22 protein-coding genes are annotated in these 15,948 nt (G+C 67.9%); 21 read left to right on the top strand and 1 reads right to left on the bottom strand.

Features of this window, described 5'->3' with window-relative positions:
- From ABT078_RS12010 to truA, 17 genes are all read left to right on the top strand, one after another.
- Nucleotides 1–186 carry a type Z 30S ribosomal protein S14 gene (locus ABT078_RS12010; protein WP_003956452.1) on the top strand — a complete coding sequence of 62 codons (186 nt, stop codon included), beginning with the start codon at nucleotides 1–3 and terminating at the stop codon, nucleotides 184–186.
- Nucleotides 187–398: 212 nt separating this feature from the next.
- Nucleotides 399–797 (top strand): 30S ribosomal protein S8, encoded by a 399-nt coding sequence (rpsH, locus tag ABT078_RS12005; protein WP_351226547.1) that lies wholly within the window; start codon nucleotides 399–401, stop codon nucleotides 795–797.
- A 22-nt stretch (nucleotides 798–819) separates the two neighbouring features.
- The gene (gene rplF / locus ABT078_RS12000) at nucleotides 820–1,359 is read left to right on the top strand and encodes a 50S ribosomal protein L6 (protein WP_351226545.1); all 540 of its coding nucleotides are present in this window, start codon (nucleotides 820–822) and stop codon (nucleotides 1,357–1,359) included.
- Nucleotides 1,360–1,362: 3 nt separating this feature from the next.
- The gene (gene rplR, locus ABT078_RS11995) at nucleotides 1,363–1,746 is read left to right on the top strand and encodes a 50S ribosomal protein L18 (RefSeq protein WP_336547169.1); all 384 of its coding nucleotides are present in this window, start codon (nucleotides 1,363–1,365) and stop codon (nucleotides 1,744–1,746) included.
- 43 nt (nucleotides 1,747–1,789) lie between these two features.
- Nucleotides 1,790–2,401 (top strand): 30S ribosomal protein S5, encoded by a 612-nt coding sequence (rpsE, locus tag ABT078_RS11990; protein ID WP_242329302.1) that lies wholly within the window; start codon nucleotides 1,790–1,792, stop codon nucleotides 2,399–2,401.
- Nucleotides 2,401–2,583 carry a 50S ribosomal protein L30 gene (gene rpmD / locus ABT078_RS11985; protein ID WP_351226542.1) on the top strand — a complete coding sequence of 61 codons (183 nt, stop codon included), beginning with the start codon at nucleotides 2,401–2,403 and terminating at the stop codon, nucleotides 2,581–2,583. Before rpsE ends, rpmD begins: the two co-directional genes overlap by 1 nt.
- A 2-nt stretch (nucleotides 2,584–2,585) precedes the next feature.
- Nucleotides 2,586–3,041, top strand: a complete 456-nt coding sequence (gene rplO, locus ABT078_RS11980; protein ID WP_351226540.1) for a 50S ribosomal protein L15 — start codon at nucleotides 2,586–2,588, stop codon at nucleotides 3,039–3,041.
- Between the two features lie 253 nt (nucleotides 3,042–3,294).
- The gene (secY, locus tag ABT078_RS11975) at nucleotides 3,295–4,614 is read left to right on the top strand and encodes a preprotein translocase subunit SecY (protein ID WP_351226538.1); all 1,320 of its coding nucleotides are present in this window, start codon (nucleotides 3,295–3,297) and stop codon (nucleotides 4,612–4,614) included.
- Nucleotides 4,614–5,279 (top strand): adenylate kinase, encoded by a 666-nt coding sequence (locus ABT078_RS11970; RefSeq protein WP_351226536.1) that lies wholly within the window; start codon nucleotides 4,614–4,616, stop codon nucleotides 5,277–5,279. Before secY ends, ABT078_RS11970 begins: the two co-directional genes overlap by 1 nt.
- Before the next feature lie 128 nt (nucleotides 5,280–5,407).
- Entirely contained in the window at nucleotides 5,408–6,244 is an 837-nt protein-coding gene (map, locus tag ABT078_RS11965; protein ID WP_351226534.1) for a type I methionyl aminopeptidase, read from the top strand.
- Between the two features lie 149 nt (nucleotides 6,245–6,393).
- Nucleotides 6,394–6,615: a translation initiation factor IF-1 gene (gene infA, locus ABT078_RS11960; RefSeq protein WP_003956442.1), complete on the top strand. Its 222-nt coding sequence runs from the start codon at nucleotides 6,394–6,396 to the stop codon at nucleotides 6,613–6,615.
- Between the two features lie 58 nt (nucleotides 6,616–6,673).
- Nucleotides 6,674–6,787 (top strand): 50S ribosomal protein L36, encoded by a 114-nt coding sequence (gene rpmJ, locus ABT078_RS11955; RefSeq protein WP_003956441.1) that lies wholly within the window; start codon nucleotides 6,674–6,676, stop codon nucleotides 6,785–6,787.
- 200 nt (nucleotides 6,788–6,987) lie between these two features.
- Complete coding sequence (rpsM, locus tag ABT078_RS11950) at nucleotides 6,988–7,368, top strand: 30S ribosomal protein S13 (RefSeq protein WP_351226532.1); 381 nt, start codon at nucleotides 6,988–6,990, stop codon at nucleotides 7,366–7,368.
- A 63-nt stretch (nucleotides 7,369–7,431) separates the two neighbouring features.
- Complete coding sequence (rpsK, locus tag ABT078_RS11945) at nucleotides 7,432–7,836, top strand: 30S ribosomal protein S11 (RefSeq protein WP_017949643.1); 405 nt, start codon at nucleotides 7,432–7,434, stop codon at nucleotides 7,834–7,836.
- A 194-nt stretch (nucleotides 7,837–8,030) separates the two neighbouring features.
- On the top strand, nucleotides 8,031–9,053 hold the full coding sequence (locus tag ABT078_RS11940) for a DNA-directed RNA polymerase subunit alpha (RefSeq protein ID WP_003956430.1): 1,023 nt from the start codon (nucleotides 8,031–8,033) through the stop codon (nucleotides 9,051–9,053).
- 80 nt (nucleotides 9,054–9,133) lie between these two features.
- Complete coding sequence (rplQ, locus tag ABT078_RS11935) at nucleotides 9,134–9,640, top strand: 50S ribosomal protein L17 (protein WP_351226529.1); 507 nt, start codon at nucleotides 9,134–9,136, stop codon at nucleotides 9,638–9,640.
- 80 nt (nucleotides 9,641–9,720) lie between these two features.
- Complete coding sequence (truA, locus tag ABT078_RS11930; RefSeq protein WP_351226527.1) at nucleotides 9,721–10,593, top strand: tRNA pseudouridine(38-40) synthase TruA; 873 nt, start codon at nucleotides 9,721–9,723, stop codon at nucleotides 10,591–10,593.
- On the opposite strand, the gene ABT078_RS11925 is transcribed toward truA, so the two are convergent.
- Nucleotides 10,561–11,424, bottom strand: coding sequence for a hypothetical protein (locus tag ABT078_RS11925; RefSeq protein ID WP_351226525.1), 864 nt, complete (start codon nucleotides 11,422–11,424; stop codon nucleotides 10,561–10,563). The two genes, truA and ABT078_RS11925, sit on opposite strands and share 33 nt — an antisense overlap.
- A 47-nt stretch (nucleotides 11,425–11,471) precedes the next feature.
- Between ABT078_RS11925 and ABT078_RS11920 the strand changes: the two genes are divergently transcribed.
- The 4 genes from ABT078_RS11920 (at nucleotide 11,472) to glmM (ending at nucleotide 15,942) form a co-directional block, all read left to right on the top strand.
- Entirely contained in the window at nucleotides 11,472–13,100 is a 1,629-nt protein-coding gene (locus tag ABT078_RS11920) for an ABC-F family ATP-binding cassette domain-containing protein (RefSeq protein WP_351226523.1), read from the top strand.
- Between the two features lie 284 nt (nucleotides 13,101–13,384).
- Nucleotides 13,385–13,828 carry a 50S ribosomal protein L13 gene (gene rplM, locus ABT078_RS11915; RefSeq protein WP_351226521.1) on the top strand — a complete coding sequence of 148 codons (444 nt, stop codon included), beginning with the start codon at nucleotides 13,385–13,387 and terminating at the stop codon, nucleotides 13,826–13,828.
- Nucleotides 13,829–13,870: 42 nt separating this feature from the next.
- The gene (gene rpsI, locus ABT078_RS11910; protein WP_351226519.1) at nucleotides 13,871–14,392 is read left to right on the top strand and encodes a 30S ribosomal protein S9; all 522 of its coding nucleotides are present in this window, start codon (nucleotides 13,871–13,873) and stop codon (nucleotides 14,390–14,392) included.
- A 191-nt stretch (nucleotides 14,393–14,583) separates the two neighbouring features.
- Nucleotides 14,584–15,942, top strand: a complete 1,359-nt coding sequence (gene glmM / locus ABT078_RS11905; RefSeq protein ID WP_351226517.1) for a phosphoglucosamine mutase — start codon at nucleotides 14,584–14,586, stop codon at nucleotides 15,940–15,942.
- Nucleotides 15,943–15,948: the final 6 nt, after the last annotated feature.

The following is a 15,948-nucleotide window of genomic DNA, read 5'->3' as shown; positions in this document are numbered from 1 at the left end:
ATGGCGAAGAAGGCTCTGATTGCCAAGGCTGCTCGTAAGCCCAAGTTCGGTGTGCGTGCGTACACCCGCTGCCAGCGCTGCGGCCGCCCGCACTCCGTGTACCGCAAGTTCGGCCTCTGCCGCGTGTGCCTTCGTGAGATGGCTCACCGTGGCGAGCTGCCGGGCGTGACCAAGAGCTCCTGGTAATCCCCGTTTTCACGGGAATTACCGGAGACTCTCGGTAAGCAACGGGTCGGCGGGGCCCACCTCCACATGCCGTAGGCTTGTGGGGTTGGGCGCCTGCCGCCCTGATCGACTTACTACGCCGTAGGTCCCCGCGCCGCACCCGTCCCGCCCATGTGTGGGGAGAGGGATGGCGCATACAGGAAACCCCGGCGAGAGAGGCCGAAGGCCAATTCATGACCATGACTGATCCGATCGCAGACATGCTTACGCGTCTGCGGAACGCGAACTCGGCGTACCACGACTCCGTGACGATGCCGCACAGCAAGATCAAGTCTCACATCGCGGAGATCCTCCAGCAGGAGGGCTTCATCACGGGCTGGCGCGTCGAGGACGCCGAGGTCGGCAAGAACCTCGTCCTCGAGCTGAAGTTCGGGCCGAACCGTGAGCGCTCCATCGCGGGCATCAAGCGGATCTCCAAGCCCGGTCTCCGGGTGTACGCGAAGTCCACCAACCTGCCGAAGGTGCTGGGTGGCCTGGGCGTGGCGATCATCTCCACGTCGCACGGGCTCCTGACCGACAAGCAGGCCAGCAAGAAGGGTGTGGGCGGGGAAGTCCTCGCCTACGTCTGGTAGTCGGGAACGGAGGAGAAGAAACATGTCGCGTATCGGCAAGCTCCCCATCTCGGTTCCCGCCGGCGTGGATGTCACCATCGATGGCCGTACGGTCCAGGTGAAGGGTCCCAAGGGATCCCTGACCCACACCGTTGCCGCGCCGATCGAGATCGTGAAGGGTGAGGACGGCGTTCTGAACGTCACCCGCCCGAACGACGAGCGTCAGAACAAGGCCCTGCACGGCCTGTCCCGCACGCTGGTGGCCAACATGATCACCGGTGTGACCCAGGGGTACGTCAAGGCGCTCGAGATCAGCGGTGTCGGTTACCGCGTTGCCGCGAAGGGCTCCAACCTGGAGTTCCAGCTCGGCTACAGCCACCCGATCCTGGTGGAGGCGCCCGAGGGCATCTCCTTCAAGGTCGAGTCGCCGACCAAGTTCTCGGTCGAGGGCATCGACAAGCAGAAGGTCGGCGAGGTCGCCGCGAACATCCGCAAGCTGCGCAAGCCCGACCCGTACAAGGCCAAGGGCGTGAAGTACGCGGGCGAGGTCATCCGCCGCAAGGTCGGAAAGGCTGGTAAGTAAGCCATGGCATACGGCGTGAAGATTGCCAAGGGCAAGGCCTACAAGGGCGCTTCCCTGAAGCGTCGCCACATCCGCATCCGCAAGAAGATCTCGGGTACTCCGGCGCGTCCGCGTCTGGTCGTCACCCGGTCCAACCGCGGCATCACGGCTCAGGTCATCGACGACCTCGCGGGTCACACCCTCGCGTCGGCGTCCACCCTGGACTCGTCCATCCGCGGCGGCGAAGGCGACAAGTCGGCGAAGGCGAAGCAGGTCGGCCAGCTCGTGGCCGAGCGTGCCAAGGCCGCCGGCGTCGAGGCTGTCGTGTTCGACCGTGGCGGCAACCAGTACGCCGGGCGCATCGCCGCCCTGGCGGACGCCGCCCGCGAAGCCGGCCTGAAGTTCTGAGCCGGTTCCGTAGCTCAGCGGAAAACGAAGAGAGGTAATTCCAATGGCTGGACCCCAGCGCCGCGGAAGCGGTGCCGGTGGCGGCGAGCGGCGGGACCGGAAGGGCCGTGACGGCGGCGCAGCTGCCGCCGAGAAGACCGCTTACGTTGAGCGCGTTGTCGCGATCAACCGTGTCGCCAAGGTTGTGAAGGGTGGTCGTCGCTTCAGCTTCACCGCGCTGGTCGTGGTGGGCGACGGTGACGGCACCGTGGGTGTCGGTTACGGCAAGGCCAAGGAGGTGCCGGCCGCCATCGCCAAGGGTGTTGAGGAGGCCAAGAAGCACTTCTTCAAGGTCCCCCGTATCCAGGGCACCATCCCGCACCCGATCACGGGTGAGAAGGCTGCGGGCGTCGTCCTGCTCAAGCCGGCTTCCCCCGGTACCGGCGTTATCGCCGGTGGCCCGGTGCGTGCCGTGCTCGAGTGCGCCGGCGTTCACGACATCCTGTCGAAGTCGCTCGGCTCGTCCAACGCGATCAACATCGTGCACGCCACCGTGGCGGCCCTGAAGGGTCTGCAGCGTCCCGAGGAGATCGCGGCGCGCCGTGGTCTGCCGCTCGAGGACGTCGCCCCCGCAGCTCTGCTGCGTGCGCGTGCCGGTGCGGGAGCGGGTGCGTAATGGCTCGCCTCAAGATCACGCAGACGAAGTCGTACATCGGTAGCAAGCAGAACCACCGCGACACGCTGCGTTCGCTTGGCCTGAAGAGGGTCAACGACGTGGTCGTCAAGGAGGACCGCCCCGAGTTCCGCGGCATGGTGCACACCGTCCGCCACCTCGTGTCGGTCGAGGAGGTCGACTGATCATGGCGGAGAACAACCCGCTCAAGATCCACAACCTCCGTCCCGCCCCGGGCGCCAAGACCGCCAAGACCCGTGTGGGTCGTGGTGAGGCGTCGAAGGGTAAGACGGCCGGTCGTGGTACCAAGGGCACGAAGGCCCGCTACCAGGTTCCGGAGCGCTTCGAGGGTGGGCAGATGCCCCTCCACATGCGTCTCCCGAAGCTGAAGGGCTTCAAGAACCCGTTCCGCACCGAGTACCAGGTCGTGAACCTGGACAAGCTGGCCGCGCTCTACCCGCAGGGTGGCGAGGTCACGGTGGCCGATCTGGTCGCCAAGGGTGCGGTGCGCAAGAACAGCCTCGTCAAGGTCCTGGGCCAGGGCGAGATCTCCGTGGCGCTGCAGGTTTCGGTTGACGCCGTCTCCGGCTCCGCCAAGGAGAAGATCGCCGCTGCCGGCGGCACCGTCACCGAGCTCGTCTGAGACGAGCCGATGGCCTGAACACCTTCCGGGGATGCCTCGCAAATGGGGCATCCCCGGTTGGTCGTTCCAAGGGGGGCGCACTCGCCGGTAAGGTGGCGTGCGTTGTTGCTGTATATGCCGGGGGGTGACCCTCGGAACACCGGCCGCGAGGTCCGCCCCACCAGGGTCCCGAGCGGTTCTTGACCAACCACGTATTCGTCGAACCTCAAGACCGTCACCTCTGACGCTTTGCGCGGGGGTCGCAGGAGGCACCGTGCTCACCGCGTTCGCCCGGGCGTTCAAGACGCCCGACCTGCGCAAGAAGATCCTCTTCACGCTCGGCATCATCGTGCTGTACCGGATCGGTGCGCACATCCCGGTCCCCGGCGTGAGCTACGAGAACGTCCAGATCTGTGTCGACCAGGCACAGCGGTCCAACGGCAGCCTGCTGGGTCTGGTCAATCTGTTCAGCGGCGGAGCGCTGCTGCAGATCACCATTTTTGCGCTCGGCATCATGCCTTACATCACGGCGAGCATCATCCTGCAGCTGCTGACCGTGGTCATTCCGCGCCTCGAAGCCCTCAAGAAGGAGGGCCAGGCCGGCACGGCCAAGATCACGCAGTACACGCGTTACCTCACGGTCGCCCTGGCCGTGCTGCAGGGAACCGGCCTCGTCGCCACCGCGCGCAGCGGTGCGCTGTTCTCGGGCTGCCCCGTCGCGAGCGAGATCGTGCCCGACCAGTCGATCTTCGTGACCATCACCATGGTCATCACCATGACCGCGGGTACCGCCGCGGTCATGTGGCTCGGCGAGCTGATCACCGACCGCGGTATCGGCAACGGCATGTCCATCCTGATGTTCATCTCCATCGCGGCCGGCTTCCCGAGCGCGCTGTGGGCCATCAAGGTGAGCGGCAAGCTCGCCAAGGGATGGATCGAGTTCGGCACGGTCATCCTGATCGGCTTCGTGATGGTCGCGCTCGTCGTCTTCGTCGAGCAGGCCCAGCGCCGGATCCCGGTGCAGTACGCGAAGCGGATGATCGGCCGGAGGTCCTACGGCGGTACGTCCACGTACATCCCGCTCAAGGTGAACCAGGCGGGTGTGATTCCCGTCATCTTCGCCTCGTCGCTGCTCTACATTCCGGCGCTGATCGCCCAGTTCTCCAGCGGGACCTCCGGCTGGAAGACGTGGATCGAATCCCACTTCGTCACCGGTGACCACCCGTACTACATCACCGCCTACTTCCTCCTGATCGTTTTCTTCGCGTTCTTCTACGTGGCCATCTCGTTCAACCCCGAGGAAGTCGCGGACAACATGAAGAAGTATGGTGGCTTCATCCCGGGTATCCGGGCTGGTCGACCTACCGCCGAGTATCTGAGCTACGTGCTCAACCGGATCACCTGGCCGGGCTCGCTGTACCTGGGTCTGATCGCTCTTGTGCCGACGATGGCGTTGGCAGGCTTCGGTGGCGCCAACCAGAACTTCCCGTTCGGTGGCACCAGCATCCTCATCATCGTGGGTGTCGGTCTCGAGACCGTGAAGCAGATCGAGAGCCAGCTCCAGCAGCGCAATTACGAAGGGTTCCTCCGCTGATGCGAATCGTCCTCGTCGGACCGCCCGGTGCCGGCAAGGGAACGCAGGCTGCGTTTCTTGCCAAGAACCTGTCGATCCCTCACATCTCCACGGGCGACCTCTTCCGGGCCAACATCAGCCAGGGCACGGAACTCGGCAAGCAGGCCAAGGCGTACATGGACGCCGGCAACCTGGTGCCCGACGAGGTCACCATCGGGATGGCACGGGACCGCATGGCTCAGCCGGATGCCCAGAACGGCTTCCTGCTGGACGGCTTCCCCCGCAACGTCTCCCAGGCCGAGGCGCTCGACGCCGCCCTGGAGGCCGACGGAGTGAAGCTCGACGCGGTGCTGGACCTGGAGGTCCCCGAGGACGAGGTCGTGAAGCGGATCGCGGGCCGCCGTGTCTGTCGTAACGAGAGCGCGCACGTCTTCCACGTGACGTACACGCCGCCGAAGACCGGGGGCGTCTGCGACGCCTGCGGCGGCGAGCTGTACCAGCGGGACGACGACTCCGAGGAGACGGTGCGCAAGCGACTCGAGGTCTACCACACGCAGACCGAGCCGATCATCGACTACTACAAGGCGCAGGACCTGGTGGTCACGATCTCCGCGCTCGGCAAGGTCGCGGACGTGACCGAGCGGGCGATGGAGGCTCTCCGTAGCGACCGGGCCCCGCAGGCCTGACAACGGTCATTCACTGAGTTGTACGCGATACGGCCGCGGTGTCCCTTGGACGCCGCGGCCGTATCGTTGATTACCCACACGCTGATCACCCACGACTACGCTCCCGACCCGGAAAGGCGCCGGCCCCCATGGTGCAGATCAAGACCCCCGAGCAGATCGCGAAGATGCGCGAGGCGGGACTGGTCGTCGCCGCCATCCATGCGGCGACCCGTGAGGCAGCGGTCCCCGGAGCCACGACCAGGGATCTGGACGAGGTCGCCCGCAAGGTGATCGCCGACCACGGCGCGAAGTCGAACTTCCTCGGGTACGGCGGGTTCCCCGCCACCATCTGCACGTCGGTGAACGAGGTCGTGGTCCACGGCATCCCCGACGAGAAGACCGTCCTCAAGGAGGGCGACATCATCTCCATCGACGCGGGCGCGATCGTCGACGGCTGGCACGGCGACGCGGCGTTCACGGCTTTCGTGGGCGACGGGCACGCCCCGGAGCTGCTCGAGCTCTCCCGGGTGACCGAGGAGTCCATGTGGGCCGGCATCGCCGCCATGAAGAACGGCAACCGGCTGGTCGACATCTCGCGCGCCGTCGAGACGTACATCCGTCGCCAGCCGAGGCCCGCCGGCGGCAAGTACGGAATCATCGAGGAGTACGGCGGCCACGGCATCGGTACCGAGATGCACATGGACCCCCACCTGCTGAACTACGTCACCCGCAAGCGCGGCAAGGGCCCGAAGCTGGTCCCCGGCTTCTGCCTGGCCATCGAGCCGATGGTCTCCCTCGGCACCCCGCACACCGAGGTGCTCTCGGACGACTGGACCGTCATCACCACGGACGGCACCTGGTCCTCGCACTGGGAGCACTCGGTGGCGCTCACCGAGAAGGGCCCTCTGGTCCTCACCGCCGTCGACGGCGGCCGGGCGAAGCTCGCGGAACTGGGCGTCACGGCGGCTCCGGATCCCCTCGCATGATGATCTGTCCCTATGGGCAAACTTCCCGGATTCGTCTTTTCCCGGGAGCCTGACGTAGACTGATGTGTCGGCTCTCGTGTACCCGTATGTCCGCTCGCGGACAGGTGACAACGAGAGTCGATCAAGGTAGCCGATTCGAAGGGCGAAGAGTGGCCAAGAAGCAAGGTGCCATCGAAATTGAGGGCACCGTGATCGAGTCCCTGCCGAACGCCATGTTCAAGGTAGAGCTCCAGAACGGTCACAAAGTCCTCGCGCACATCTCCGGCAAGATGCGGATGCACTACATCCGTATCCTCCCGGACGACCGGGTTGTCGTGGAACTTTCTCCGTACGACCTGACGCGTGGCCGGATCGTCTACCGGTACAAGTAGATCTTGCCCTCACCCCTCCCGTGGGGTGCTGGCACTGACCCGGAGAACCTCACATCCCATGAAGGTCAAGCCGAGCGTCAAGAAGATCTGCGACAAGTGCAAGGTGATCCGCCGTCACGGCCGGGTCATGGTCATCTGCGACAACCTGCGCCACAAGCAGCGCCAGGGCTGACGCACGACCTCCTGCATTTCGCAGTTACTTCGCGCGACGCGAGCAGTACATGTAGATACGCAGAACCCGCCCAGCCCGCAAGGGTCGGCGGCACCTCCGGCGGGGGCCGGGGACCCGGACGTACCACCTCTTCGATCAGGAGAGGTCGGCGGTCGGGAGCGGTTCTGCGGAAGACCCCCGAACACCACAGGAGCCATTGAATGGCACGCGTTTCCGGTGTTGACATCCCGCGCGACAAGCGCGTGGAGGTCGCACTCACCTACGTTTTCGGCATCGGCCGCACGCTGGCGCAGGAAACCCTCGCCGCGACCGGTGTGAACCCGAACACCCGCGTTCGTGACCTGGGCGAAGAGGACCTGGTCAAGATCCGCGAGTACGTGGACGCCAACCTCAGGACCGAGGGTGACCTCCGCCGCGAGATCCAGGCCGACATCCGCCGCAAGGTCGAGATCGGCTGCTACCAGGGTCTGCGCCACCGCCGTGGCCTGCCGGTCCGCGGTCAGCGCACCAGCACGAACGCTCGCACCCGCAAGGGCCCGCGTCGCGCCATCGCCGGTAAGAAGAAGCCGGGCAAGAAGTAGTCCACAGCGGACGACTGTCCACGGTCTTCGCTGTAGGACCGACCACCTCCACGGGAGAAATACATGCCCCCCAAGGGACGCCAGGGCGCAGTCAAGAAGGTGCGCCGCAAGGAAAAGAAGAACGTCGCTCACGGCCACGCGCACATCAAGAGCACGTTCAACAACACGATCGTCTCGATCACGGACCCGTCCGGCAACGTGATCTCCTGGGCCTCCGCCGGCCACGTCGGCTTCAAGGGCTCGCGCAAGTCCACCCCCTTCGCCGCGCAGATGGCCGCCGAGTCGGCCGCCCGCCGCGCGCAGGAGCACGGCATGCGCAAGGTCGACGTCTTCGTCAAGGGTCCCGGCTCCGGCCGTGAGACCGCGATCCGTTCCCTTCAGGCCACCGGCCTCGAGGTCGGCTCGATCCAGGACGTCACCCCGACGCCGCACAACGGCTGCCGTCCGCCGAAGCGCCGTCGCGTCTGACACAGGGCTGAGGCGGGTGGCCTCCGGCTGGGGGCGTGGGGGTCATCCCCACGATTCGCAGCTCGGTGCCGCCGCGTCCGACCCTGTAGGGGTTTCTTTCGGGCGGTACGGCCCTTCGGGGACGTACCGCCCGTACCCTTGCTGTATCCGAGGGCGTCAAATAGCGGGCGCCCACGACTGAAGGAACTGAAGACATGCTGATCGCTCAGCGCCCCTCGCTGACCGAAGAGGTTGTCGACGAGTACCGCTCCCGGTTCGTCATCGAGCCGCTGGAGCCGGGCTTCGGCTACACCCTCGGCAACTCGCTCCGCCGTACGCTCCTCTCCTCGATCCCGGGCGCTGCTGTCACGTCCATCCGGATCGACGGTGTCCTGCACGAGTTCACCACCGTGCCGGGCGTCAAGGAGGACGTCACCGACCTGATCCTGAACATCAAGCAGCTGGTCGTCTCCTCCGAGCACGACGAGCCGGTCGTGATGTACCTGCGCAAGCAGGGTCCGGGTCTGGTCACCGCCGCCGACATCGCGCCCCCGGCCGGTGTCGAGGTCCACAACCCCGACCTGGTCCTGGCCACGCTGAACGGCAAGGGCAAGCTGGAGATGGAGCTCACCGTCGAGCGCGGTCGCGGCTACGTCTCCGCCGTGCAGAACAAGCAGGTGGGCCAGGAGATCGGCCGTATCCCGGTCGACTCCATCTACTCGCCGGTGCTCAAGGTCACGTACAAGGTCGAGGCGACCCGTGTCGAGCAGCGCACCGACTTCGACAAGCTGATCGTCGACGTCGAGACCAAGCAGGCCATGCGTCCGCGTGACGCCATGGCGTCGGCCGGCAAGACCCTGGTCGAGCTGTTCGGTCTGGCGCGCGAGCTCAACATCGACGCCGAGGGCATCGACATGGGTCCGTCCCCGACGGACGCCGCCCTGGCCGCAGACCTGGCGCTGCCGATCGAGGAGCTGGAGCTCACGGTCCGCTCGTACAACTGCCTCAAGCGCGAGGGCATCCACTCCGTGGGTGAGCTCGTCGCCCGCTCCGAGGCCGACCTGCTCGACATCCGCAACTTCGGTGCGAAGTCGATCGACGAGGTCAAGGCGAAGCTGGCCGGCATGGGCCTGGCCCTCAAGGACAGCCCGCCCGGATTCGACCCGACCGCCGCCGCCGACGCCTTCGGCGCCGACGACGACGCGGACGCCGGGTTCGTCGAGACCGAGCAGTACTGATAGCTGCCCGCAGGCGTCCGCCTGCGGGGCCCTGACACCGGTACCTGATACGGCCGGTGCAGATCTCAAGGAGAAGAACCATGCCGAAGCCCGCCAAGGGTGCCCGTCTGGGCGGCAGCGCCGCGCACGAGAAGCTGCTTCTCGCGAACCTCGCGAAGTCGCTGTTCGAGCACGGCCGCATCACCACGACCGAGGCCAAGGCCCGCCGCCTGCGTCCGGTCGCGGAGCGTCTGATCACGAAGGCGAAGAAGGGCGACATCCACAACCGTCGCCTGGTGCTGCAGACGATCACGGACAAGGGCGTCGTCCACACGCTCTTCACCGAGATCGCCCCGCGCTACGCCGAGCGTCCGGGTGGCTACACGCGGATCACCAAGATCGGCAACCGTCGTGGCGACAACGCCCCGATGGCCGTGATCGAGCTCGTCGAGGGCGAGATCGCGAAGAAGGCCACCGTCGCCGAGGCCGAGGCCGCCACCAAGCGCGCGGTCAAGGAGTCCGACGAGGCCAAGGCCGAGGAGACCAAGGCCGCCGAGGCCGAGGTCGTCGAGGACGCCAAGCCGGCTGACGAGGCCAAGGACGCCTGAGCGTTCTGATCGGCTGTACGGCTGAGCGGGCCCGTTCCCCATCGGGGGGCGGGCCCGTTCCCGTGAAAGGGATATGAGACGTGAGCGACGACGTGAAGCCCGGATTCGTGCGGGTGCGGCTGGACCTGTCGTACGACGGCAGGGAGTTCTCCGGCTGGGCCCGGCAGACCCGGGGGCAGCGGACCGTACAGGGCGAGATCGAGGACGCGATCCGCACGGTGACCCGGTCGTCCGTGACGTACGAGCTGACCGTCGCCGGCCGCACGGACGCCGGGGTGCACGCGCGTGGACAGGTCGCCCACGTCGATCTCCCGCAGTCCCTGTGGGACGAGCACCGGGAGAAGCTGCTGCGGAGGCTCGCCGGTCGGCTCGCGCACGATGTGCGGGTGTGGAAGGCCGAGGAGGCCCCGGCGGGGTTCAACGCGCGCTTCTCGGCGGTCTGGCGGCGGTACGCCTACCGCGTCACCGACCACCCCGGCGGTGTCGACCCGCTGCTGCGCGGCCATGTGCTCTGGCACGACTGGCCGTTGGACGTGGACGCCATGAACTCCGCCGCCGAACGGCTGCTGGGGGAGCACGACTTCGCCGCGTACTGCCGCAAGCGCGAGGGTGCCACCACCATCCGGACGCTGAAGGAGCTGCGCTGGGTGCGGGGTGCGGACGGGATCCTGACCGCGACCGTGAGGGCCGACGCCTTCTGCCACAACATGGTGCGCGCGCTGGTGGGCGCCATGCTGTTCGTCGGCGACGGGCACCGGCCGGCGGACTGGCCGGGGAAGGTGCTGGCCGCCGGCGTGCGGGACTCGGCCGTGCACGTCGTACGGCCGCACGGGCTCACGCTGGAGGAAGTCGGCTATCCGGCCGACGAGTTGCTGGCCGCCAGGAACCTGGAGGCCCGCAACAAGCGGTCGCTGCCGGGCTCACTGACCGGCGGGAGCGGTGGCTGCTGCTGACGCCTGCATCTCGCCCCGCGCGACGATCTGACGGAACGTGAACTCGGCCAGGTCGTCGCCCGGCTGGAACGCCTTGGTGTCGCCCTTGGTGACGGACTTTCCGTTGAGATGGCCGGTGGCCGTGAAGTAGGCGTACCGGCCGTAGGAGTTGCCCACGAAGCGGCAGACCGGGCCGCCCTTGCAGAAGCCTGCCACGCCGGAGCCGGCCAGCGGGGCGACATTCTTGACGGACCGTTTGACGGCCGCCCGGGCCTGAGCCTCCGTCGGGAAGACGGCGACACCGACGGTGACGGCCACGCCTTCCCTGGTGTACGTGGCACGGATGACCTGGTCGCAGGCGTTGGCGGTGAGGACGGCGCCGAGTGAACCCTGGGTGGCCGTTGCGCAGTTGGTGGTGCGGGCGGTCGGGCCCTTGGCGTACACCCGGTCGCCCATGGTCAGCTTCTTGCCGGGGAAGAGGGTGTCGGCGCTGAGCGGCGCCGTGTCCTTCTTCTCGTTGGATATGAAGTCCTTGGGGTTGGGCGGGGGAGGCGGTGCCACGGACGAGAACGAGGGCTCGGGCCGGCCCGTCTCGTTCGGCAGATCCGGAGCCGTGGGCAGGTCACCGGCGTTCTTGCCGGGGTCGCCGGTGTCCTTGTTCATCGAGACGACGGCCGTGGCGACGATCGCGGCGATCGCCGCCGTCGCCAGTGCGCCGCCGCCGATGAGCAACCACTTTCTGCGCCGGGCGCGCGCTGCGGACGCTTCCGCCAGCGCGGCCCAGTCGGGTGTCTGCGGCTGCTGTGCGTGCTGGTGCGGCTCCTGCGGCCACTGGGGTCCCCCAAAGCTCATGCCGCGCATCCTAAACCGGTTGGGCGGGAGCGTGTCCGGCGGTGAGAATGCCAGCCATGGGACATCTCGAGGCCGGACATCTGGAGTACTACCTGCCGGACGGGCGGCCGCTGCTGGGCGACGTCTCCTTCCGGGTGGGGGAGGGCGCGGTGGTCGCGCTCGTCGGCGCGAACGGCGCGGGCAAGACCACACTGCTCCGGCTTCTGTCCGGGGAGCTCAAGCCGCACGGCGGGACCGTGTCGGGGAGCGGCGGGCTCGGCGTGATGCAGCAGTTCGTGGGCTCGGTGCGGGACGAACGCACGGTCCGGGACCTGCTGGTGTCCGTGGCCCAGCCGCGGATCCGCGACGCGGCGCGGTCGGTCGACGAGGCCGAGCACCTCATCATGTCCGTCGACGACGAGTCCGCGCAGATGCGGTACGCGCAGGCGCTGAGCGACTGGGCCGAGGTGCAGGGGTACGAGGCCGAGACGGTCTGGGACATGTGCACCACGGCGGCGCTCGGGATGCCCTACGAGAAGGCGCAGTGGCGGCTGGTACGGACGCTGTCGGGCGGTGAGCAGAAGCGGCTGGTGCTGGAGGCGCTGCTGCGCGGGCCGGACGAGGTGCTGCTGCTGGACGAGCCGGACAACTATCTGGACGTGCCGGGCAAGCGGTGGCTGGAGGAGCGGCTGCGCGAGACGCGTAAGACGGTGCTCTTCGTGTCCCACGACCGGGAGCTGCTGTCGCGGGCCGCGCAGAAGATCGTGGCGGTGGAGCCGGGGCCCTCGGGCAGCACGGTGTGGGTGCACGGCGGCGGTTTCGACACCTTCCACGAGGCGCGACGGGAGCGGTTCGCGCGCTTCGAGGAGCTGAAGCGGCGCTGGGACGAGGAGCATGCGCGGCTGAAGGCGCTGGTGCTCAAGCTGCGGCAGCAGGCGGCGAACAGCCCCGACATGGCGTCGCGGTACCGGGCGATGCAGACGCGGTTCAGGAAGTTCGAGGAGGCCGGCCCGCCGCCGGAGCCGCCGCGCGAGCAGGACATCCGGATGCGGCTGAGGGGCGGGCGGACGGGTGTGCGGGCGGTGACCTGCTCCGGTCTGGAGCTGTCGGGCCTGATGAAGCCGTTCGACCTGGAGGTCTTCTACGGGGAGCGGGTCGCGGTGCTCGGGTCGAACGGCTCGGGCAAGTCCCACTTCCTGCGGTTGCTGGCAGGGGAGGGCGTGTCGCACACGGGGGAGTGGAAGCTGGGGGCGCGGGTCGTGCCCGGGCACTTCGCCCAGACCCACGCACACCCGGAGCTGCTGGGCCGCCCCCTCGTCGACATTCTCTGGACGGAGCATGCCAAGGACCGGGGCGGGGCGATGAGCGCGCTGCGGCGGTACGAGCTGGAACAGCAGGGCGACCAGTCGTTCGACCGTCTGTCGGGCGGGCAGCAGGCGCGCTTCCAGATCCTGCTGCTGGAGCTGCGCGGGACGACCGCGCTGCTGCTGGACGAGCCGACGGACAACCTGGACCTGGAGTCGGCGGAGGCGCTGCAGGAGGGCCTGGAGGCGTACGAGGGGACCGTGCTGGCGGTCACGCACGACCGCTGGTTCGCGAAGTCCTTCGACCGGTATCTGGTCTTCGGCGCGGACGGTCGCGTACGGGAGACGGCGGAGCCGGTGTGGGACGAGCGGCGGGTGGAACGGGAGCGGTAGCGCCGCCTGGGCCTTCGGCCGCGTCCCCGGCTGTGGGCCGAGGCGTTTTGACCCGCGTGGGTGCCCGAAGGTATTCTTCTGGTTCGTTATGCGTATTGGCTTGGTCGTTCTCACGCGAGGGGCCCTTACGCCGGTTCACCGGGCCGATGACCAGCGGCATGCACTCGGGTTGCGTCCCCGATGTGCGGCCAAGGCTGTCGTGATCGTCCGGGTGGCCTTAGGACCCTTCCCCTAAGCCCTAGGGCTTGGGGATACCCCAACACTGAGAAGCGAAGGCTACGACCGTGCGTACGTACAGCCCCAAGCCCGGCGATGTCACCCGCCAGTGGCACGTCATCGATGCCCGGGACGTCGTCCTGGGTCGTCTGGCGACCACTGCCGCCACCCTTCTGCGGGGCAAGCACAAGCCGATCTACGCGCCGCACGTTGACGCTGGTGACTTCGTCATCATCATCAACGCCGACAAGGTGCACCTGTCCGGCAACAAGCGGACCCAGAAGATGGCGTACCGTCACTCCGGCTACCCGGGTGGTCTGCGCTCGATCCGCTACGACGAGCTCCTCGAGAAGAACCCCGAGAAGGCCGTCGAGAAGGCCGTCAAGGGCATGCTCCCCAAGAACACCCTGGGCCGTCAGATGCTCTCGAAGCTGAAGGTCTACGCGGGCGAGAACCACCCGCACGCTGCTCAGCAGCCGGTCCCGTTCGAGATCACCCAGGTCGCGCAGTAAGTCCGGCCACCCCCTAAGACGAAGAGAATTCTGAGGAGAATCGTGGCCGACGAGACCACCACCGAAGTTCCGCTCGAGGGCGAAGAGACCTACGCAGAGGTCACCACCTTCGAGTCCGAGACCCCCGTCGAGGGCGAGTACACCAGCGAGTCGCTCGCGTCCCGCTTCGGCGAGCCGCAGCCGGCCGCCGGCCTCGGCCGTCGGAAGAACGCCATCGCCCGCGTCCGGATCGTTCCGGGCACCGGCAAGTGGAAGATCAACGGTCGCACCCTTGAGGACTACTTCCCCAACAAGGTGCACCAGCAGGAAGTCAACGAGCCCTTCAAGGTGCTCGAGCTCGACAACCGCTACGACGTCATCGCCCGCATCTCGGGTGGCGGCGTCTCCGGCCAGGCCGGCGCCCTGCGCCTCGGCGTGGCCCGCGCGCTGAACGAGGCGGACGTGGACAACAACCGCGGCCCGCTGAAGAAGGCCGGCTTCCTGAGCCGCGACGACCGTGCGGTCGAGCGCAAGAAGGCCGGTCTGAAGAAGGCCCGTAAGGCGCCGCAGTACAGCAAGCGCTAATCCCGCCTGCTTGCCACATACGGCATACGTTCGCCCCGGCGGCACTCCGTGCTGCCGGGGCGTTCCGTTTGAACGGACGGGAACGGACCCGGGGTGACCCCCCGGGGTGACACAACTCGATGCCTCGGGCGTATAAACACAGGACAACGCTACGAGGCCCCTCGTTTTCGGAGCATTTTCGGAGGACACCAGTGGGACGACTCTTCGGCACGGACGGTGTGCGCGGTGTCGCCAACGCGGATCTGACGGCGGAGCTCGCGCTCGGTCTGTCGGTCGCGGCGGCGCACGTGCTCGCCGAGGCGGGCACGTTCGAGGGCCATCGGCCGACGGCGGTGGTCGGGCGTGATCCCCGCGCGTCCGGGGAGTTCCTGGAGGCCGCCGTCGTGGCGGGTCTCGCGAGCGCGGGCGTGGACGTCCTGCGCGTCGGTGTGCTGCCCACCCCCGCTGTGGCGTACCTCACCGGCGCGCTGGGCGCCGACCTCGGCGTGATGCTCTCCGCGAGCCACAACGCCATGCCCGACAACGGCATCAAGTTCTTCGCGCGCGGCGGCCACAAGCTGGCCGACGAGCTGGAGGACCGTATCGAGTCCGTGTACGAGGAGCACCGCACCGGCGCGCCGTGGGACCGGCCGACGGGCGCCGGGGTGGGCCGTGTGCGCGACTACGACGAGGGCTTCGACAAGTACGTCGCCCACCTGATCGGGGTCCTGCCGAACCGGCTCGACGGGCTGAAGGTCGTCCTCGACGAGGCGCACGGTGCGGCGGCCCGGGTCTCGCCCGAGGCGTTCGCACGGGCCGGGGCGGAGATCGTCACGATCGGTGCCGAGCCGGACGGGCTCAACATCAACGACAACTGCGGCTCCACCCACCTGGGCCTGCTGAAGGCCGCGGTCGTCGAGCACCGGGCGGACCTCGGCATCGCCCACGACGGTGACGCCGACCGCTGCCTCGCCGTGGACGCCCAGGGCAACGAGATCGACGGCGACCAGATCCTGGCCGTGCTGGCCCTGTCCATGCGCGAGGCGGGCACGCTGCGCGGGAACACCGTCGTCGCGACCGTCATGTCGAACCTCGGCTTCAAGCTGGCGATGGAGCGCGAGGGCATCGAGCTGGTGCAGACGGCGGTCGGCGACCGCTACGTCCTGGAGTCGATGAAGGAGCACGGGTACGCCCTCGGCGGCGAGCAGTCCGGCCACGTCATCGTCCTCGACCACGCGACCACCGGCGACGGCACGCTGACCGGTCTGATGCTGGCGGCGCGGATCGCGGCGACGGGGCGCTCGCTGGCGGAGCTGGCCGGTGTGATGGACCGCCTGCCGCAGGTCCTGATCAACGTCCCGGACGTCGACAAGTCGCGCGTCGCGACATCGGACGATCTGGCGGCGGCGGTCACCGACGCGGAGCGCGAGCTCGGCTCCACGGGCCGGGTGCTGCTGCGCCCGTCCGGCACCGAGCCCCTCGTCCGCGTGATGGTCGAGGCCGCGGACATCGACCAGGCACAGGCGGTTGCGGGACGGCTGGCCGACGCGGTGAAGTCGGCGCTGGGCTGACGGAGC

The organism is Streptomyces sp. NPDC002133 (genome assembly GCF_040296405.1).
Taxonomy (GTDB): Bacteria; Actinomycetota; Actinomycetes; order Streptomycetales; family Streptomycetaceae; genus Streptomyces.
The sequence above is the reverse complement of the archived record's forward strand: the minus strand, read 5'-3'. Positions and strand labels throughout refer to the sequence as shown.